General features: G+C 56.0%; 22 protein-coding genes. 10 read left to right on the top strand and 12 right to left on the bottom strand.

Annotated elements, in window-relative coordinates:
* Nucleotides 1–284 precede the first annotated feature (284 nt).
* From FHW17_RS07165 to FHW17_RS07185, 5 genes are all read left to right on the top strand, one after another.
* On the top strand, nucleotides 285–2,135 hold the full coding sequence (locus FHW17_RS07165; protein ID WP_182509500.1) for an ABC transporter ATP-binding protein: 1,851 nt from the start codon (nucleotides 285–287) through the stop codon (nucleotides 2,133–2,135).
* A 235-nt stretch (nucleotides 2,136–2,370) separates the two neighbouring features.
* Nucleotides 2,371–2,934, top strand: a complete 564-nt coding sequence (gene petA / locus FHW17_RS07170) for a ubiquinol-cytochrome c reductase iron-sulfur subunit (protein WP_113096937.1) — start codon at nucleotides 2,371–2,373, stop codon at nucleotides 2,932–2,934.
* 21 nt (nucleotides 2,935–2,955) lie between these two features.
* Entirely contained in the window at nucleotides 2,956–4,254 is a 1,299-nt protein-coding gene (locus tag FHW17_RS07175) for a cytochrome b N-terminal domain-containing protein (RefSeq protein ID WP_112525837.1), read from the top strand.
* A gap of 20 nt (nucleotides 4,255–4,274) precedes the next feature.
* Entirely contained in the window at nucleotides 4,275–5,144 is an 870-nt protein-coding gene (locus FHW17_RS07180; RefSeq protein WP_182509501.1) for a cytochrome c1, read from the top strand.
* Between the two features lie 108 nt (nucleotides 5,145–5,252).
* Complete coding sequence (locus FHW17_RS07185; protein ID WP_113096938.1) at nucleotides 5,253–5,798, top strand: adenine phosphoribosyltransferase; 546 nt, start codon at nucleotides 5,253–5,255, stop codon at nucleotides 5,796–5,798.
* A gap of 17 nt (nucleotides 5,799–5,815) precedes the next feature.
* On the opposite strand, the gene FHW17_RS07190 is transcribed toward FHW17_RS07185, so the two are convergent.
* From FHW17_RS07190 to FHW17_RS07210, 5 genes are all read right to left on the bottom strand, one after another.
* Nucleotides 5,816–6,289: a MaoC family dehydratase gene (locus FHW17_RS07190; RefSeq protein ID WP_182509502.1), complete on the bottom strand. Its 474-nt coding sequence runs from the start codon at nucleotides 6,287–6,289 to the stop codon at nucleotides 5,816–5,818.
* On the bottom strand, nucleotides 6,286–6,756 hold the full coding sequence (locus FHW17_RS07195) for a MaoC family dehydratase (RefSeq protein WP_113096940.1): 471 nt from the start codon (nucleotides 6,754–6,756) through the stop codon (nucleotides 6,286–6,288). The genes FHW17_RS07190 and FHW17_RS07195 overlap by 4 nt, the downstream gene beginning before the upstream one ends.
* Nucleotides 6,757–7,029: 273 nt before the next feature.
* The gene (ychF, locus tag FHW17_RS07200) at nucleotides 7,030–8,133 is read right to left on the bottom strand and encodes a redox-regulated ATPase YchF (protein ID WP_112525831.1); all 1,104 of its coding nucleotides are present in this window, start codon (nucleotides 8,131–8,133) and stop codon (nucleotides 7,030–7,032) included.
* A 12-nt stretch (nucleotides 8,134–8,145) separates the two neighbouring features.
* Complete coding sequence (gene pth, locus FHW17_RS07205) at nucleotides 8,146–8,871, bottom strand: aminoacyl-tRNA hydrolase (RefSeq protein ID WP_112525829.1); 726 nt, start codon at nucleotides 8,869–8,871, stop codon at nucleotides 8,146–8,148.
* Nucleotides 8,872–8,897: 26 nt separating this feature from the next.
* Complete coding sequence (locus FHW17_RS07210) at nucleotides 8,898–9,536, bottom strand: 50S ribosomal protein L25/general stress protein Ctc (protein ID WP_091878008.1); 639 nt, start codon at nucleotides 9,534–9,536, stop codon at nucleotides 8,898–8,900.
* Nucleotides 9,537–9,603: 67 nt separating this feature from the next.
* Here FHW17_RS07210 and FHW17_RS25340 point away from each other — a divergent pair, with 67 nt between their 5' ends.
* Both FHW17_RS25340 and chrA read left to right on the top strand, forming a co-directional pair.
* Nucleotides 9,604–9,732 carry a hypothetical protein gene (locus tag FHW17_RS25340; protein WP_281410736.1) on the top strand — a complete coding sequence of 43 codons (129 nt, stop codon included), beginning with the start codon at nucleotides 9,604–9,606 and terminating at the stop codon, nucleotides 9,730–9,732.
* A 76-nt stretch (nucleotides 9,733–9,808) separates the two neighbouring features.
* On the top strand, nucleotides 9,809–11,119 hold the full coding sequence (gene chrA, locus FHW17_RS07215) for a chromate efflux transporter (protein ID WP_112526023.1): 1,311 nt from the start codon (nucleotides 9,809–9,811) through the stop codon (nucleotides 11,117–11,119).
* Here chrA and FHW17_RS07220 read toward each other — a convergent pair.
* The 6 genes from FHW17_RS07220 to lgt form a co-directional block, all read right to left on the bottom strand.
* Nucleotides 11,116–12,048 (bottom strand): ribose-phosphate pyrophosphokinase, encoded by a 933-nt coding sequence (locus tag FHW17_RS07220; RefSeq protein ID WP_112525825.1) that lies wholly within the window; start codon nucleotides 12,046–12,048, stop codon nucleotides 11,116–11,118. The genes chrA and FHW17_RS07220 overlap by 4 nt on opposite strands.
* A gap of 133 nt (nucleotides 12,049–12,181) precedes the next feature.
* The gene (locus FHW17_RS07225) at nucleotides 12,182–12,823 is read right to left on the bottom strand and encodes a hypothetical protein (RefSeq protein ID WP_112525823.1); all 642 of its coding nucleotides are present in this window, start codon (nucleotides 12,821–12,823) and stop codon (nucleotides 12,182–12,184) included.
* Between the two features lie 66 nt (nucleotides 12,824–12,889).
* The gene (locus FHW17_RS07230; RefSeq protein ID WP_182509503.1) at nucleotides 12,890–14,041 is read right to left on the bottom strand and encodes a Xaa-Pro peptidase family protein; all 1,152 of its coding nucleotides are present in this window, start codon (nucleotides 14,039–14,041) and stop codon (nucleotides 12,890–12,892) included.
* A 269-nt stretch (nucleotides 14,042–14,310) separates the two neighbouring features.
* Nucleotides 14,311–15,105, bottom strand: a complete 795-nt coding sequence (gene pgeF / locus FHW17_RS07235; RefSeq protein ID WP_113097532.1) for a peptidoglycan editing factor PgeF — start codon at nucleotides 15,103–15,105, stop codon at nucleotides 14,311–14,313.
* Nucleotides 15,106–15,158: 53 nt separating this feature from the next.
* Entirely contained in the window at nucleotides 15,159–16,253 is a 1,095-nt protein-coding gene (locus FHW17_RS07240) for a class I SAM-dependent methyltransferase (RefSeq protein ID WP_182509504.1), read from the bottom strand.
* Nucleotides 16,250–17,101: a prolipoprotein diacylglyceryl transferase gene (gene lgt / locus FHW17_RS07245; protein ID WP_112526019.1), complete on the bottom strand. Its 852-nt coding sequence runs from the start codon at nucleotides 17,099–17,101 to the stop codon at nucleotides 16,250–16,252. The genes FHW17_RS07240 and lgt overlap by 4 nt, the downstream gene beginning before the upstream one ends.
* 163 nt (nucleotides 17,102–17,264) lie before the next feature.
* Between lgt and FHW17_RS07250 the strand changes: the two genes are divergently transcribed.
* On the top strand, nucleotides 17,265–17,588 hold the full coding sequence (locus tag FHW17_RS07250; RefSeq protein ID WP_182509505.1) for an accessory factor UbiK family protein: 324 nt from the start codon (nucleotides 17,265–17,267) through the stop codon (nucleotides 17,586–17,588).
* A 70-nt stretch (nucleotides 17,589–17,658) separates the two neighbouring features.
* On the opposite strand, the gene FHW17_RS07255 is transcribed toward FHW17_RS07250, so the two are convergent.
* Nucleotides 17,659–17,832: a hypothetical protein gene (locus tag FHW17_RS07255; RefSeq protein WP_162730319.1), complete on the bottom strand. Its 174-nt coding sequence runs from the start codon at nucleotides 17,830–17,832 to the stop codon at nucleotides 17,659–17,661.
* A 573-nt stretch (nucleotides 17,833–18,405) separates the two neighbouring features.
* Between FHW17_RS07255 and FHW17_RS07260 the strand changes: the two genes are divergently transcribed.
* Both FHW17_RS07260 and FHW17_RS07265 read left to right on the top strand, forming a co-directional pair.
* Nucleotides 18,406–18,906 carry a YbjN domain-containing protein gene (locus tag FHW17_RS07260; RefSeq protein ID WP_091877999.1) on the top strand — a complete coding sequence of 167 codons (501 nt, stop codon included), beginning with the start codon at nucleotides 18,406–18,408 and terminating at the stop codon, nucleotides 18,904–18,906.
* Between the two features lie 23 nt (nucleotides 18,907–18,929).
* Nucleotides 18,930–19,265, top strand: coding sequence for a tRNA-binding protein (locus FHW17_RS07265; protein ID WP_112525787.1), 336 nt, complete (start codon nucleotides 18,930–18,932; stop codon nucleotides 19,263–19,265).
* Nucleotides 19,266–19,297: the final 32 nt, after the last annotated feature.

Genomic DNA, 19,297 nt, shown 5'->3' on the forward strand with positions numbered 1-19,297 from the left:
GTTCGTGGTTCGACATAACAACCATGAGGGAGAGGGGTGATGAAAGGGAGTCAAGTTCTGCACCCTGCTTGGCTGCAATCTTTGCGATTAGCGTTGCATCCCCACTCTCCCTCATGGTTGTTATGTCGAACCACGAACCACGAACCACGAACCACTATCCCACTCGGCATGATAAACACCCCGCGCTTTGCCTAAACGAACTTTAATTTGACGGATAAGGGGACTCACTCAAGACTACTCCTTCAGTCGCGCGCTGCACGTCTGACCGGGAGAGGCTGCACCGCATGAGAAATGTTTTCCGCCTGTTTGAAACATGGATTGATCCCTATGCCGTGCCGCCGGCAGATCATGTGCCCTCGCGCCCTTTTCCATTCATCTGGTTTTACGTAAGTCAGGCCAAGGCTGCGTTCTTTGCAGTGCTTGTACTTGGCGGGCTGGTGGCACTGACAGAAGCGGGGCTGTTCTGGTTTCTCGGCGGGCTCGTCGATATTCTGGCATCGGTCAACCCTGCCAAGGGCTGGCAGGGGCTGATGCAGGATCACGGCACGACGCTTCTGCTGATGCTGGCTGGCGTGTTAATTGCGCGCACAATTATCCTGACGCTCTCGGCGCTGGTGGAAGAACAGACCGTCGTACCCGGCTTCTTCAATCTGGTGCGCTGGCAGGCGCATCTGCATACCTATCGCCAGAGCCTTGCCTTTTTCCAGAATGATTTTTCAGGCCGCATCGTGACCAAGGTATGGGCGACGGGGCAGGCGGTTGGCGATTTCATGATGACGCTGTTGCAGGCGATCTGGATATGCATCGTCTATAGCGTCACCACAATTGCACTGATCGGCGATCTCGACTGGCGGCTGGCGACAATCGTTATTGTCTGGCTATTGGTGTTCAGTCTGATCGCCCGTTATTTCCTGCCGCGCGTGCGCCGGGCAGCGGCGGAGACTGCTGAAGCCAGTTCCGTTGTCACGGGACGGCTGGTCGATGGCTACAGCAATATCCAGACCCTGAAACTCTTCGGCAGTGCGGAACGTGATGATGCCTATATGCGGCAGGGCATGCAGCGCTGGCTCGACGCGATCATTCCGCTGACACGAGGCCTCAGTGGTATCCGCATTGCGCTGGGTGCAACCAGCGGTGTGATGATCTGCGCGGTCGCCATTGTTTCCATCGATTTGTGGTTGAAGTCTGAGATTTCGCCCGGTGCCATTGCCTTCACACTTGGTCTGGTCTTGCGCCTGAGTATGCTTTTGGGACGAACCATGGCCAACCTCAATGGTCTCCTGCGCAATTACGGTACAATCCAGAACTCGATGGAGTTGTTGGCACGGCCAGTGACCGTCGTTGATAGACCCAATGCGGCGAAGCTGACAGTCCCGGCAGGCGCTATCAAGTTTGAAGATGTCGAGTTTCACTATGATAGTTCGAAGCCGGTTTTCGACAATCTCACGCTTGACGTTCTTCCGGGTGAAAAGGTCGGTCTTGTCGGGCGTTCCGGTGCAGGCAAGTCGACATTGGTCAATCTGCTGCTACGCTTTTATGACGTGCAGGGCGGGCGAATCCTCATTGATGGTCAGGACATTGCGGGAGTGACGCAAGACTCATTGCGCTCACATATCGGCATGGTAACGCAGGATACTTCGCTGCTGCATCGCTCGGTACGTGATAATATCCTTTACGGGCGGCCCGATGCCTCTGATGATATGATGCGGCAAGCGGTGGAGAACGCGCAGGCTGATACCTTCATCGCTGCCCTGACCGATCCCAAGGGCAGGCGGGGGTTCGATGCCCATGTGGGCGAACGCGGTGTAAAACTTTCGGGTGGCCAGCGCCAGCGTATCGCCATTGCGCGGGTCATGCTGAAAGACGCACCGATTCTCATTCTGGATGAGGCCACGTCGGCGCTCGATTCGGAAGTGGAAGCAGCGATCCAAGACAATCTTTACCGGTTGATGCGCGGCAAAACAGTCATTGCCATCGCGCATCGCCTCTCCACCATAGCCGCACTGGACCGATTGGTGGTTATGGATGAAGGGCGCATTGTCGAGAGTGGCACCCATGAGGAACTCATTGCCGCCAATGGCCTCTATGCGGGACTTTGGGCGCGCCAATCGGGCGGCTTTATCGGCCGGGCGTGACATCGTCAGCAAAAGCCGAACAGATTCATGGCCAAAGAGTGGAAAAGGTGTGGCGACTTATCCCTGCGACATCCTGCCCTTGTGCCTCTGTCAGGCTGGACAAGCTCCTGCGACATGCTTAGAAACCACGCAATATGCTGGGGAATCCGCGCGGCTCATTTTGTGGGCCAGTCGTCTATTCTAGTGACAAAGTGGACTCTCCTGCGGCGTTGTTATTCGGAAAGGAACAGGCCCCGTGAGCGCACACGATACGACCGAGCCGACACGGCGTGACTTCCTCTATATTGCGACAGGTATGGCCGGTGTGGTCGGTGTGGGAGCCTTTGCCTGGCCCTTTATCGACCAGATGAGACCGGACGCATCCACGCTGGCAGTCTCGTCCATTGAAGTTGATGTTTCAGCGCTGACACCGGGCATGTCCCTGACGGTCAAATGGCGCGGCAAGCCCGTTTTCATTCGCAATCGTACGCCGAAGGAAGTCGAGGATGCGGCCAATGTTCAGTTGAGCCAGCTCAAGGACCCGATTGCACGCAACGCCAATCTGCCGAGTGATGCTCAGGCCACCGACGCGGATCGCGGCGCTGGCAAGGGCAAGGAAAACTGGCTGGTCATGATCGGTGTCTGCACCCATCTTGGTTGCATCCCGCTCGGACAGCAGGGCGATTTTGGCGGCTGGTTCTGCCCATGCCACGGCTCGCAATATGATACCGCTGGACGCATTCGTTCCGGTCCCGCACCGGAAAATCTGCCTGTCCCGCCACTTTCATTCATTTCCGACACCGTCATCAAGATCGGCTAAGGTTCCAGGGGGAGACACGACATGAGCGGTGGACATTCATCCTATACGCCGAACACAGGTATCGAAAAATGGGTCGATGCGCGACTGCCGTTGCCGCGTCTGATCTATGATTCATTCGTTGCCTATCCAGTTCCGCGCAATCTCAATTACGCCTATGCCTTCGGTGGCATTCTGGCGATCATGCTGGTTTCGCAGATCATCACCGGTGTCGTATTGGCCATGCATTATGCGGCTGATACGGGTCTGGCTTTCAACTCCGTTGAAAAGATCATGCGCGACGTGAATTCAGGCTGGCTTCTGCGCTACCTGCATTCCAACGGCGCATCCATGTTCTTCCTTGCCGTATGGGTTCACATTTTCCGCGGGCTTTATTACGGTTCCTACAAGGCGCCGCGCGAGCTTCTGTGGATTCTCGGTGTGATCATCCTTCTCCTGATGATGGCAACAGCCTTCATGGGTTACGTCCTGCCCTGGGGCCAGATGTCCTTCTGGGGTGCGACCGTTATCACCGGCTTCTTTACGGCGTTCCCGGTTATCGGTGATCCGATCCAGCAGCTGTTGCTGGGTGGTTTTGCCGTGGATAATCCAACGCTCAACCGCTTCTTCTCGCTGCACTACCTGCTGCCCTTCATGATTGCAGGCGTCGTTGTCCTGCACGTCTGGGCGCTGCATGTGACCGGCCAGACCAATCCGACCGGTATCGAAGTCAAGTCGAAGACGGATACGGTTGCATTCACACCTTATGCGACTATCAAAGACGCGTTTGCGATGTCGATCTTCCTGATCCTCTTTGCCTATTTCGTGTTCTACATGCCTAACTACATGGGCCATCCGGATAACTACATCCCGGCTGACTCGCTGAAGACACCGGCTCACATTGTCCCGGAATGGTACTTCCTGCCGTTCTACGCGATGTTGCGCGCCATCACCTTCAACATTGGACCGATCAATTCGAAGCTCGGCGGCGTTCTGACGATGTTCGGCTCGATTGCGATCCTGTTCATCGTGCCATGGCTCGATACATCCAAGGTTCGTTCGGCTGTCTACCGTCCGTGGTACAAGCTGTTCTTCTGGATCTTCGTTGCCAATGCCATCATGCTCGGCTGGCTCGGCTCGCGTCCTGCGGAAGGCCTCTACACGCTGTTCTCGCAGCTCGGTACGGCATTCTACTTCGGCTTCTTCATCATCATCATGCCGTTGCTGGGCCTGATCGAAACACCGCGCCGCATACCGAACTCGATTACGGAAGCAGTGCTTGCAAAGACCAAGAGCGGCGGTCAGCCGGCTGGTGTTGCAGCGGCTCCGGAAACCAAAGGCTGAGAAACGTGAAGGACTCTCCGATGAAAAAAATCCTCCTCGGTCTCGCAGCTGCCGGTCTTGGTGCCATGCTGGCTTTCGGCGGTGTCGCAACCGCCGAAGAAGCAGCCCACAATGCCGCTGAGCCAACGCACTTTCCGATCAAAGAACCGGAACAGATGAAATGGACTTTTGCCGGTCCGTTCGGTCATTACGACAAGCAGCAGCTGCAGCGCGGTCTGAAGATCTACAAGGAAGTCTGCTCCGCTTGCCATTCAATGAAGCTGGTGCCATTCCGCTCGCTCACCGAGCTTGGTTACACGGAAGCGCAGGTCAAGGCATTTGCTGCGGAATATGAAGTGCAGGACGGCCCGAATGCGGAAGGTGAGATGTTCACCCGCAAGGCAATCCCAGCGGATTATTTCCCATCACCTTTTGCCAATGCGCAGGCTGCTGCTGCCGCGAATAATGGTGCTGCTCCGCCCGACTTCTCGCTGATTGCCAAGGCTCGTTCCGTCGAGCGCGGCTTTCCGCAGTTCCTGATCGACATCGTTTGGGGCCAGTATCAGGAAGGCGGACCGGATTATATCCACGCGCTGCTAACTGGCTTTAACCAGACGCCACCAGAAGGCATGAAGATTCCTGAGGGAACGCACTACAACCCTTACTTCATTGCCGCCAAGTCATTGGCCATGGCTGCACCGTTGCAGGATGGTCAGGTGACCTATGATGATGGTTCGCCGCAGACGCTGGTGCAGTATTCACAAGACGTTTCGGCGTTTCTGATGTGGGCCGCTGAGCCGCATCTGGAAGAACGCAAGAAGACCGGCTTCCGCGTCATGATCTTCCTCGTTCTGTTTGCTGGTCTGCTCTATGTGGCCAAGCGCCGTATCTGGGCCGATATCGAACATTGATCGATCCGATATATCTGATCCGGAAAGGGCGCTATGCGCCCTTTTCTTTTGTGGGCGGGGTCCATTAGACTGGACCTTGATGCCCGGAAGGCACGAAGGAGCAACGACATGGATTCTACGCTGAAACAAACGCTGATGGATGCCATTCGTAATATTCCCGATTATCCCAAACCGGGTATCATGTTTCGCGATATCACGACTTTGCTAGGCAATGCGCGGGCTTTCCGCCGGGCCATCGATGAACTGGTTCATCCCTATGCGGGCGGCAAGGTCGACAAGGTTGCCGGTGTCGAAGCACGGGGATTTATCATCGGTGGTGCCATGGCTCACCAGCTTTCCTCCGGTTTCGTGCCGATCCGCAAGAAGGGCAAGCTGCCGCATGATACGGTGCGCATTGCCTATAGTCTTGAGTATGGCGTTGACGAAATGGAAATGCATCGCGATGCCATCGTGCCGGGTGAGAAAGTTATTCTGGTCGATGACCTGATCGCGACGGGCGGCACAGCCGAGGCCGCTGTGAAATTGTTGCAGCAGATGGGCGCCGATATTGTCAGCGCCTGTTTCATCATTGATCTGCCTGACCTTGGCGGCCGCAGGAAGCTCGAGGCGCTCGGCGTCAACGTTCGTACGCTCGTCGCCTATGAAGGCCACTGACGAGCTTCTACGGCTGCTTATTCCGGCAAAAGAATCAGCGCGGCGCTGTTGAACTCCAGAACCTTCTGCTCGTTCTGATTATAGGCGGCCGATGACATCTGCATCATGGCCCAACCGCGCCGCGATTGCAGTTCACGGAAACCTGTCAGCGTGCGGGTAAAACGGATCGTGTCGCCGACATAAACGGGTTTCAGCCATTTCAGGTCTTCAAAACCGGGCGAGGGGCCGAATTGCGGTGGCTTTTCACCGCGCTGCATGGCCGCCTTGATCTGACCCTTCATGTCTTCCACATTCAGGCGCATCCACATGGCCGTCGTGTGCCAGCCGGAGGCGCAGAGCGCGCCAAAATTGCTATTTTTTGCCGCCTCCGGATCAACATGAAAGCGTTGCGGATCGTATTTCCGGGCAAAGGTGACAATCTCTTCGGCGGTGAATGTGTGGGTGCCGAGGTCTCTTTCGATACCGATCAATGCTTCAAGAGCTGCACTCATGATGCGGCAGGCTCCCGCAATGTGAACATGCCGGTATTCTGCAATTCGCAGACCACGTCGCCATGTTGATTGAAGATCGCGTGGTGCAGCACAACAAAACCAAGTGACGGTTTGGATTTCGATATACGCCGCTCCAGCACCGTGCTCTTGCCGGTTAACGTATCACCCGCAAGGACAGGCTTTTTCCATTTGGCAAAATCTATACCCGGAGCACCCTGCGACGTGGAGTCAAGCAGATAAGCATCGCACATCATACGCATGAACATGGAAACCGTGTGCCACCCGGAAGCGGCAAGCCCACCAAGGATACTGGCTTTTCCCGCTGCCTCATCGAGATGGAAGGGCTGCGGATCAAACTGACTGGCAAAATCGATGATTTCGCTGGCTTCGACGGATTTCGCGGGCAGCGGCCATTCGCTACCAACCGTGAAATCCTCATAGGCATATCGGGGATTGTATTCGCTCATGCCACCTATATTAGGCATGGGGGAGTTTGGTTCAAGAGTGGAAGAATAGTTATGAGCCAAACTTCGAGTGATGTGCGATGGGGTGGGGTGGTTCAACGGGCTGCATCAAGATAGTGCGTGGTTCGACAGGCTCACCATGAGGGATTTTGGTGAGTTGCAGGGAGTGAGTTCTGCAACACATCCATCTCCCTCATGGTGAGCCTGTCGAACCACGCAAAATCTTGATGCAGCTTGTGGAAAATGAACCACGCCTCACCAGATCGGCAAATCCCCTTATGTGTTAAACCGGAACAGCATGATATCGCCGTCCTGCACCACATATTCCTTGCCTTCATCACGTGCCTTGCCCGCCTCCTTGGCAGGGACTTCACCCCCCAGCGTGACATAGTCATTATAGGCGATGGTCTGCGCGCGGATGAAACCGCGCTCGAAGTCCGTGTGGATCACGCCAGCGGCCTGCGGTGCCTTGGAGCCGCGCTCAACTGTCCAGGCACGTGCTTCTTTTGGTCCCACGGTAAAATAGGTGATGAGGTGCAACAGCTTGTAGCCGGCGCGGATCAGACGGTCGAGGCCCGGTTCATCCAGATTCATCGCATCGAGATATTCCTTGGCTTCATCGTCAGGCAGCTGAGCGACTTCTGCCTCGATGGCGGCGGAGATCGTCACTGTCTCTGCACCCTGTGCAGTCGCCATTTCCTCAACGGCTTCCGTGTGCTCGTTACCGGTTGCCGCATCGCCTTCAGCGACGTTGCAAACATAAAGCACCGGCTTCGAGGTCAGGAGATTGAGGCCCTGCAGGATGAGAAGATCATCTGGCGCAATACCATAGAGCATGAAGCGCACGGGCTTACCGCTCTGCAAGAGGCTCAGCGCCTGTTCCATAACCGGGAGAACGGTCAGCGCTTCCTTGTCCTTGACGCCAGCGCGTTTACGGAATTGCACGATGCGGCGCTCAAGGCTATCCAGATCGGAAAGCATCAATTCGGTCTCGACTGTCTCAGCATCAGACACAGGATCGATCCTGCCTTCAACGTGGGTGATGTCGTCGTCTTCAAAGCAGCGCAGCACATGCACGACAGCATCGACTTCACGGATGTTGGCGAGGAACTGGTTGCCAAGGCCTTCGCCCTTCGACGCACCGCGGACCAGACCGGCAATATCAACGAAGCTGATACGGGTCGGGACGATATTGGCCGATTTGCCTATTTTGGCGATGGCCTGCAAACGCGGATCAGGCACAGCAACTTCGCCGGTGTTCGGCTCGATTGTGCAGAACGGATAATTCGCAGCCTGTGCGGCGGCTGTCTTGGTCAGGGCGTTGAAGAGCGTCGACTTACCGACATTGGGCAGGCCAACGATGCCGCATTTGAAACCCATAATCTGCGATCCTTATTCTTTCTTGCCGAAGAGCTTGTTCAGCATGTCGGCCATCGGGCCGGGTTTTGGAATGTTGATATTTGGTTTTGCCTGACGCGCCTGCCGGATATGGCTTTGACCGGATGGTTTTGCAACCGGATTTGGTTCTTTGTCCCGCTCCGGCCTGTTTCCGCTGCCGGTGGCCACCGCCACACGGTTCATGAAGCCGGCGTCGTCCTTCTTGGCAAGGAGAGCCACATTGTCAGCAATAGCGCCAAGCAGCGGCTCGATCCATTCGCCATCAGCCTTGGCGAAATTGCCGAGAACATGATTTGTCACCATCTCCTTGACACCGGGATGGCCAATGCCGAGGCGAATGCGCCTATAGTCCTTGCCGCAATGGGCGTCGATGGACTTAATGCCATTATGACCGCCTGAACCGCCGCCCGTTTTCACGCGCAGCTTGCCCGGCGGCAGATCCAGTTCATCATAGATGACGACGAGATCGCCGAGTTCCAGCTTGAAGAAGCGCATGGCTTCACCAACGGACTGGCCTGATAGATTCATGAAGGTCTGGGGCTTGATCAGGATGATCTTTTCGCCGTCGATAACACCATCGGCGATCAGTGCCTGGAATTTTTTGGTCCAGGGAGAAAAACGATGGCGACGGTGTATTTCATCCGCCGCCATGAAACCGATATTGTGCCGGTTTGCAGCATATTGGGAGCCAGGATTGCCAAGACCTGCGATGAGCAGCATGGTACCAAAGCTCCCAATAGAGACGATTACTCGCCTTCTTTTTCTGCCGTTTCAGTTGTTTCAACCGCAGCTTCAACGGTCTCGTCTTCAGCAGCGAGAACAGCAGGAGCAGCAATCGTGGCAATGGTAAAGTCACGATCGTGAATAACCGATGTTACGCCCTTTGGCAGGGTAACAGCGGAAATGTGGATCGAGTCACCAATCTGCAGGCCGGTGAGATCGATATTGATCGCATCGGGAATTGCATTTGCCGGGGCATGCAGTTCAACATCGTGACGAACGATGTTGAGAACGCCGCCGCGCTTGATGCCTGGGGACAGTTCTTCGTTGAGGAAGTGAACAGGAACGTTCACGTTCACAACCGACTTTGCCGACACGCGCAGGAAGTCCACATGCACAGGCTTGTCGCTGATCGGATCAAGCTGGTAGTCCTTTGGAAGGACCTGAATGGTCTTACCATCCAGCTGGATGTTCGCGATCGTCGTCTTGAAGCCGCCGCCGTGAATCTTGTAGTACAGTGTCTTATAGTCGAGGGTAATCGAGATTGGTGCCTGCTTGTCACCATAGATGACTGCTGGCACTTTACCGTTGCGGCGAATTTCCCGGGAGGACCCCTTACCAACCCGTTCGCGCGCCTCGGCCTTGAGCTCGTATGCTTCGCTCATGGCATTTCCTTTCGAGGTTCAAATCTGGAGTGTTTTCCGGTTTATCCGCAAGGATGGCCCAAAAAACATGAAGCGGTCGCATGGTCATCCGGAACCGGATGAAACGACCGCCCCATTCCGCGTTGCCTCCAAGGGTGTCTACGCGGATGGCGGCTCTATAACGGAAACAAACGCCATGTGCAAGTTTGTTGCTTGACCAAGGCGCCGTGAAAGTCTGTCATCCCATTGTCATGGGCGCTGTTTACCGCAGCTTGGCAGAACAAGGGCAGGCGATGGCTGGGACAATAGCGCTGGAACCGCAAAAAATCGAGGTGCGGGAAGCTTTTTATACATTTGGGAAAATTGGTCTTTTGTCCTTTGGCGGCCCGGCCGGACAGATTGCCATGATGCACCGCGTACTGGTCGATGAAAAGAAATGGATCAGCGAGGAACGATTCCTGCATGCGTTGAATTTCTGCATGCTGTTGCCCGGCCCTGAAGCCATGCAGCTTGCCACCTATCTCGGCTGGCTGTTTCATGGTGTGAAGGGTGGTGTCATCGCCGGGCTCCTGTTCATCCTGCCGGGTGCATGTGTGATGCTCGTGCTGTCGGCGCTTTATGTCAGTTTCGGTCATGTCCCCTTGGTGGAAGGGCTGCTCTTCGGTCTCAAAGCCGCCGTTCTGGCGATCGTGCTTGAAGCGGTGATCAAGGTTGGAAAACGGGCTCTGACCGACTATGCCGCCTATGGCATTGCCATCTGCGCCTTCATCGCCATTGCCCTGATCAAGCTGCCATTTCCTCTGGTTATCCTGATTGCCGGTCTCTTCGGATTTCTGCGTTATCGTCTGACCCATACATCATCGCCTTCCTTGCCTGACCATTCGGCGATAGAACCCGCTGCCCGTGGCGCGCTCCAATCTGCCGTTGTCTGGACAGTGCTCTGGCTTGGGCCGCTTGCCATCCTACTGTTTGCTCTTGGGCAGGCCAATGTCTTTGCCGCACAGGCGGCGTTTTTCTCCAAAATGGCCGTCGTCACCTTTGGCGGTGCCTATGCGGTCCTCGCCTATGTGGCGCAACAGGCGGTTGACTATTATGGCTGGCTGAAACCCGATGAAATGTTGACGGGACTTGGTCTGGCCGAGACAACGCCGGGACCACTCATTCTGGTGCTGGCTTTTGTCGGCTTTGTCGGTGGGGCGCGGCTATCAGGGTTTGACCCGCTCACCGGCGGACTGCTGGGCGGACTGACAGCACTGTGGTTCACCTTCGCGCCGTGCTTTCTGTGGATTTTTGCCGGTGCGCCGTTTGTCGAGCGTTTGCGCCACGTCGGCTGGCTCAAGGCGTCACTCGCCGCGATAACCGCCGCCGTCGTTGGTGTTATCGCCAATCTTGCCGTCTGGTTTGGGCTGCATGTGCTGTTTGGCACGTTTCAGGAGACGATGTTCGGCCCGCTGCACCTGCCAGTCCTGAATTTGTCCGCATTCGATTGGGCAGCCTCAGCCATCGCGCTGGGTGCAGCGATCGCTCTGATTGCCTTGCGGATCAATCTGCTTGTTGTTCTCGGACTTGCGGCGCTCGCCGGAATCCTGATCCGGCTCGCTTAGTCGAACAGGCTGGATACCGACTCTTCCGCCGCTGTGCGCGAAACCGCTTCGCCGATCAAATCGGAAATCGACAGGACGCGGATATTATGTGCGGATTCAATGGCAGGCGTTGGCTGGATGGAATCGGTGATTACCAGTTCCTTCAGCTTCGAGCCGGTGATACGGGCAACAGCGCCGCCTGATAGTACGCCGTGAGTAATATAGGCAGTGACGCTGGTCGCGCCCTTGGCAAGCAGCGCTTCAGCTGCATTGCAGAGCGTGCCGCCGGAATCAACGATATCGTCGAACAGCAGGCAATCTTTGCCAGCGACATCGCCGATAACATTCATGACTTCAGACTCGCCCGGACGATCGCGGCGCTTATCGACAATGGCGAGCTGCGCATCGATGCGCTTGGCCAGCGAGCGGGCACGGACCACACCGCCGACGTCAGGCGATACGACCATGACGTTCGACGTGCCGTAATGGGCGCGTACATCACTGGCGATAACGGGAACGGCATAGAGATTATCGGTCGGAATATCGAAGAAGCCCTGAATCTGACCGGCATGCAGATCAAGCGTCAGCACGCGGTTTGCACCGGCCTCGGTGATCAGATTGGCAACCAGCTTGGCGGAAATCGGAGTGCGTGGACCGGCTTTTCGGTCCTGACGGGCATAGCCGAAATAGGGAAGGACTGCGGTGATGCGCTTTGCCGAGGAACGGCGGAAGGCATCGATCATGATGAGCAGTTCCATCAGGTGATCATTTGCCGGGAAGGATGTCGACTGCATGACGAATACATCTTCGCCACGGACATTTTCCTGAATCTCTACGAATATCTCCTGATCGGCAAAGCGTCGGACGCTTGCCTTCCCTAGCGGAATGTTGAGATATTTGGCGACAGATTCAGCGAGAACACGATTGGAATTGCCCGCGAATAGTTTCATGCCCGTATTTTCCCCGGTGCCAGCCAAGTGAAGGATATGGCGGGCCTTTTACTGTGCCTGACGCACATTGCAAGCGGGCAGGGCAGATTCATGCACAGTTCCTCGCTAATATCGGGTCAAACGCGTAAATATGTCACGTCTTGGTGCCGTTTACCCACTTCAGATAACCATCGATGGCCTTATCGGCGATTGATTCCATAACCTTTGGTGGCACGGTGCTCCACGGATCGGTCCCATTACCGGGAACAACTTCCTGTCCCTGTATGCGGTGCAATCGTGTTCCAGCCGGATCGAGCACGTCCCAGACATAGATGATTGTCGTCTGGTTGCCATCGGGCAGGGCAGAGAAATAGCCCTTCATGATGTGCGTATTATCCGTATCGGCAGCGGTGCCCAGAACAATGCCCTTGGCTTTGGCGAGTGCCGACAGGCGCTGCGAGAGCGGGGTTGCCGCGGTGATCGGCGCGCCGACGATGGGGGCAAAACGCAGCTTTGCCGTGCGCGAAACGCCCGGTTGCGCTGCTCCTGATGCTACGGTGGCACCCGCCGCCGGTACCGTTGTTCCGGGCTGAACTGTTGCCGTGGCTGTTGGCGTTGTCATGGTTGTCGTCGCCGGATTGGTGCCCGGTGTAATGGTACCCGGCGTTGCCGTGCCTTGGGCAGCCGGAAGATCGCTCTTTGTGACGGCGATCGGTGTTTCGGCGCTGTTGCAGGCGCTGAGGCCAAGAGCCGCCAGCGCCACGCAGATATAGGTCAATGATTTGCGAGACATCATCTTTGGTAGAACCCCATCATGAGCCATATGCGTGCCATCTCGAAAAAACGAAAGCTGACAAAAGTTTTATTTTACGATCAAGTCAAGAGGTTGGCGTGAAAGTGGCTCGGCTGCGCCGTTGGTTGTAAGGTAGGTCCGGCCCAGTGTCATGGCTGTGCCGCTGTCAGAATCCATGATGATCATATGGGCAAACAGCGTCATATCGGGCTGTATCCGCTCCGGATTGCCGGAATAGAACATCGGCATGTCCATCCATGAGGGCGTAAACCGTGCGCCCTGTGAATAACCGCAAGCGTTGAGCCGGTGGCGTGTCAGGTCGTGAGCCTCCATCACGCGGGAATGGGCGTCGAATACATCGCCGAAGGTCGAAGCCGGTGTCATGGCCTCTTCGACGGCTTCAAGTGCCTCACGGGCGGCATCATAAAGCTCAAGATGACGCTTCGAAGCCTTGCCGGTTAAGACGGTGCGCATTGCCGCCGCATGATAATGGCGATAGACGCCAGCCCATTCCAGCGTCAGCTGGTCGTTCTTCGTCAGTTTGCGTCGTCCGGCCTTGTAACGGCAGAGGAGTGCGTCCTCACCCGAACCGATGATAAATTCGTTGGCTGGATAATCGCCGCCCCCGGCGAAAATCGCGCCCTGCATGGCGGCCAAAATGGCACCTTCATCAGCGCCTGCCTTGATCAGCTTCAAGGCCGCATTGAGTGCCTCATCGCCAAGTTCTGCTGCTTTGCGCGCATAGACAATTTCAGCGGGGCTTTTCAGCACACGCAGCTTGTCGACAAGACCGGATGCGTCAACGATCTGGCCAAAGGCGGCGAGCTGTTCGTCAAGCTTGCGGCCATTGGCGGCGGTCAGGCCATGGGTCTGGTATTCAACGCCGATCCGTTTGCCGAGCAAATCGAGATCATTGAGAAGTTCGCGCAAATCCGCCGCCGGATTGGCATTGTCGCGATCCGCCCAGATCACGATATTTTCGATATTCGAGGTCTGACGTGCCTGGCGCAAATCGGCGGAACGGGTCATCAACACATGGCTGCCATCGGATTTGACGACGAGGCACTGGAAAAAGCAGAAGCCGAACGTGTCATAGCCTGTCAGCCAGTACATGCTTTCCTGCGCAAACAGCAACATGGCGTCGAGCTTCTGCTCTGCCATTACCATCATCAGGCGGTCGCGGCGTGCGGCAAATTCCTCGGGCTCGAAATGAAGGGCCATGATTTAGGGTCCAGACTCGTTAATTTGGTCGAAATGGTATGGGGCTTTTCGTTCGGATACAAGGAGCAAAGGCGATGGCAATGTGGTTCATTTTCAAGCCTTTGCGACGCAATAGCCGGGCGAAAAGACCATATCCTCTGGACGCCGAAACGGCTGCAAGCTGCAGTGTCGAGCCGCTCGGCCGGGGGAAAAGCCCCGCCCTTCACATCTCTCCTCGCATCGTCTTGCCGTTTCAGGCGCCATTTCGATCATATTAACGGGTCCGGACCCTATTCCTCCAGAATTGTGATCGCCGAGATCTGGCGACCATAGTCCGGTTCCTTACGGTGGGTGGTGCGCCGATAGGAGAAGAACTGGTCCTCTTCGGCATAGGTGCATTTTTGCAGCGCCGCGGCGTTCACACCCGCGTTCTGCAGTCGGGTCGTGATGAAAGCCCACAGGTCAAACATCTTGTGGTCTTCCTTGATAGAGTCGCGGAAGAAACGGGCATTGGATGGATCGGTTCCGGTGAACTGATCGTAAAATTCCGCGCCCACCTCGTAATTGTCAGGGCCGATTGTCGGGCCGAGTACAGCCTGAATGTTGTCACGCTTTGCGCCAAGGGCAATCATCGCATCGATGGTGTTTTCGAGCACACCGCCGATGGCGCCGCGCCAGCCCGCATGAGCTGCACCGATAACCTTGGCGTTCCTGTCGGCAAACAGGATCGGGCCGCAATCGGCAGACAGGGCACCGATGACGATGCCGGGAGTGGTCGTCACCATGGCGTCAGCCTTGGGCCGTTCGCCGTTGAATGGGCCGGTTATGGTGATGACATCGGGCGAATGTACCTGATGAACAGTGACAAGCCGTGCAAGCTCGCAACCCAGAGATTGGGCCACCCGGCGGCGATTTTCGGTCACATGGTCCTGATTGTCATTGGAACCGCTGCCGACATTGAGCCCGGCATAGATGCCGGTGGAAACACCGCCTATACGGGTAAAAAACCCGTGAGCGATTCGATCTTTCTCGGGGGACCCCAGCAGGGAAGACTGCAACGCTACTGGTTTTTCGGACGTGATCATACCGGATTGCTCTTTCTCAAGGCTGCGGATGGTGGTGGAGCAGCGACGCGAAGTCAATTGCTTCCGTCTATGGATTCAAATGGAAACAAATATGTGGCCGGGTCTGTAACGCAAAGCACCTTGAACAGCGTGCCCATCTGAGCGGGGCTTGCCAAACGTTCGACATCGGCGCGAATCTGGTGTTGAAAATCGGCGGATTTCCCGTTGCCGAAGGCGCCAGCACGGTCAAGCAATCCCATGGCGATCAGGAAATCGCCCTGGGTCATGGCGTTGGTCTTGCAGTCCTCGGAACGGGCGGCTTTATCAAGCATGGCGAAATCGACATGGGTGGTCAGGTCAGCCTCGCCGGGCTCATCAAACACATTAACGGATTTATGGCGGTGGAGCGCCTGCAGCGTATCACCAAAACCCTGTTGCAGATGGCCGTAATCTATCAGGAGGGCAGCGCCCCGTTCGCGGTTCACGCGCTCGGCAATCTCCTGCATCAGCGCGCTGCGGGCCGGGGCAATCTCGAAAACAGTTCCGTCGGGAGCAGTGGCATGATTGGCAGGTAGAAGCGCTGTGTCGATTGATCCCGAGCCAGCTGCGAAAGCAAGATCGCCTGTTGCATCGACTGTGACCGTACGGTCAACGAAACGCCCGCCAGCTTTCACATATTGCCTGATGGGAATGGCGTCAAACAGCTCGTTGGCGACAAGCACAAGCGGCCCGGATGGCAGGTCGCAGAACTGTTCATGCCACTGAATTTCAAACCCGGATGTATCGAGCGTTTCCTTCTGGATTTGGGTCAGGCGCGGGCTGATCTCGACCATATGGATCTGCGCTGCCTTAATGAAATCCGGCGCAAGCTTTGAAGCCGCGCGCAATATATCCTTCATCAATGTCCCGCGTCCGGGGCCAATCTCACACAGGATGAATTCGGCTGGCGATTCCAGCGCCTGCCAGGCACCAACGCACCAGACACCGATAAGCTCGCCGAACATCTGGCTTACTTCTGGGGCGGTGATGAAATCACCTTCGCGGCCAAATGGCTCGCGCGTGGTGTAATAGCCCGCATCCTTGTCGAACAGACACATCGCCATATAGTCGGCAACGCTGATTGGTCCCCCCAGCTCGATCTGTCTGATAATGCGCTGTTTCAGCTTCATCGCCCGGTGGAAACTTCCGGGTTGCGGGCTGTGAGAAGCGCCCAGACACCAATGAGCACCATAGGGATTGAAAGGATCATGCCCATTGTCAGCCAGCCGCCATAGAGATAGCCAAGCTGTGCGTCAGGCTCGCGGAAGAATTCGACAAAAATGCGCGACAGGCCATAACCGGTGATGAAGGCGCCGCCGATAAAGCGCGGGCTTTTCAGCTTGCGGCCATAGAAAATCAGCAAAGCGAGCGTGGTGAAGAGAACAATGCCTTCAAGCGCTGCCTCATAAAGCTGGCTTGGATGGCGAACAAAAGGGCCGCCTGTCGGGAAAATCATACCCCACGGCACATCGGTCATGCGGCCCCAAAGTTCACCGTTGATGAAATTGGCAACGCGGACAAGACCAAGCCCGACGGGTACGCCCGCCGCGATGGTGTCGATCATGCTGAAAACGTTGATCCTGCGCGAGCGGGCAAACAGGATCATGGCGAGTGTGGTGCCAAGGAGCCCGCCATGGAAGGACATGCCGCCTTCCCAGACTTTGAAAATATCAAGCGGGTTATGGAGGTAGCGGGCAAGATCGTAAAACAGGATGTAACCGATGCGCCCGCCCAGAACCACGCCAAGGGCGGCCCAGAGAACAAAGTCATCAAGGTCATTGGGCTTCATTGGCGGCGTGTTGTTGGCCCACAGGCGCGGTTTGCTGATGAGCCTCTTGCCATACCACCATGCGAAGAGAATGCCGACCACATAGCCTAGTCCATACCAGTGTACGGAGAATGGCCCGATGGAAAAGATCACCGGATCGATGTTGGGAAATGCGATCGCGGCCATCGTCGGGACAAGAATTTCGCTCACAATAGGCACTCCGTAATCAGCATGGTTTATCGGCGCGGACCATGCGCGAGGGCAGGAACAGCGTCAAGACGCCTATCCGGTAACATTTGTGCAATTATGACCTTCGCTTGCAATCGCCCGCCGCGGCGATTATTTGATTGGGAAAGCAACAGAGGTATCTGCCATGACCAATGGATCAAACCGCGTTCTTGATGAACTGGCCAAGCTCGTGACCGACGCCGCCGGTGCAGCGCAGGGTGTTCGCCGCGAAGTTGAGACTGCATTCCGTGGGCAGGCCGAGCGGCTGCTTAACACCATGGATGTGGTGCAGCGCGAGGATTTCGAAGCCGTGCGTGAAATGGCTATCCGCGCCCGTGCCGAAAACACGGCGCTGCTCGCCCGCATTGAAGCGCTTGAAGCGCTGGTTGGCAGCAAAGACAAATCCAGTGGCGATGCGGCCAAGTCGGCGAAACCTGCAGCATCCGGCACCCGTGCCAAAAAAGACTGACGCGTAATCGTTTCGTCTAGGATCAAATAAAAAGCCCCGCAATTGCGGGGCTTTTTATCATTCGGACGGATCAGGCTTCGGCGCTATCGGCCAGTTCTTCTTCACCGGCTGCAATTGCTTCTTCTTCGGTCTCGAAAGGGCCGACTTTGTCGCCCGCTTCGTCGTCAATCGTGATGACATAATACCACTGACCATCGTCGTTTTTCTGGGTAGCGGTTACTGTCGCATTCGGTTCTGTGGACATTGCCGTCTCCTTTTGGATGAAACCGACTGATAGTCTAGGTGGCCTGCGTATCGACGATGTGACGAATATCTGACAGAGGCAAAAATTACCTGTCGACGGCTCCGATGAATGCCTGTTCGTCTTGATCCGGATGGGCTGTTTTTTGCGCCGATGAATCACCTTTGACAAAACCGGTGGTTGGCAGGACCGTTACCACAGGGCTTTTTGCTGTATTTCGGCGTTCCAATGCGCTGTCCCCAAAATAAATCTTAACAAATTATCAACAGGTGGAAATCGCCGAAAATCGTTTTCTTAGAGTCAGTTAAAGGCTGCTCGTGAATCATTTTCGGAACTTCTGTCCACACCCATTCGCGCCATTTGGGCCAAAGGGGGCTGGCGCTCGGACTCAGCATCAATACACTGAAATTACAGCATGATTCGTTTCGATGGTCATGCAGCGGGTAACAAGTTCATATCCGTGGTCCGGCTGGTGCGTTCTGCCTGCCGGTGAGTTTTCAAGCGTTGTGTGTCCTTTGGGTGGGTGCGCTGTGTTCCCGCAGCGTCAGATGAGATTCGATTGAGCAGGTAGTGGCGATGAGCCTTCTGGAAATAGAGATTGCGCGTGATTTGCATCCGGTCGATGTGATTGAACATGTTGCCCATGCCAATGAATGGGCTTTCGAGCGCACCGGGGACGATGAAATCGCGATTACGGTCGAGGGAAACTGGACGGACTACCAGATTTCCTTCTCGTGGATGGAAGATTTTGAGGCGCTGCATCTTGCCTGCGCCTTTGACATCGCGGTTAGCGAGCCGCGCGTCAATGAAGTGATGCGACTGCTGTCGCTGATCAACGAACAGTTGCTGATGGGCCATTTCGATCTGTGGCGGCAGGAAGGCGCGGTCATGTATCGCCAGTCCCTGCTTCTATCGGGCGGTGCCGAGCCAACGAGCAAGCAGGTGGAAGTTCTCCTGTCCAGCGCGCTCGATGCCTGTGAGACCTATTTTCAGGCGTTCCAGTTTGTTGTCTGGTCAGGCTCGACAGCACGGGAATCGCTCGATAGCATCCTGTTCGAGACGGTCGGTTCGGCCTGATCCTATCAATTTGAGTTGGCCTGATGACCATCAGTTTTGACGATTTCGAGAAAGTGGATATCCGCGTCGGCACTATTGTCGAGGCAGAAACCTTCCCTGAGGCGCGTAAGCCAGCCTTCAAGCTCAAGATCGATTTCGGCCCTGAAATCGGCATCAAGAAGTCTTCGGCGCAGATCACCAAGCACCATGCACTGGACGAGCTGAAAGGCCGTCAGGTGATGGCGGTGGTCAATTTCCCGCCGCGCCAGATCGGCCCATTCATGTCGGAAGTGCTGACGCTTGGCTTCCCGGATGAGGAGGGCGGTGTTGTACTTGCCGCCATCAGCAAGCCGGTTCCGAATGGCGGAAAGCTGTTTTAAGCTGCGTGTGCAGCCTTTTCAGCGACTTCAGG

Source organism: Phyllobacterium sp. P30BS-XVII (genome assembly GCF_014138335.1).
GTDB classification, from domain to species: domain Bacteria; phylum Pseudomonadota; class Alphaproteobacteria; order Rhizobiales; family Rhizobiaceae; genus Phyllobacterium; species Phyllobacterium meliloti.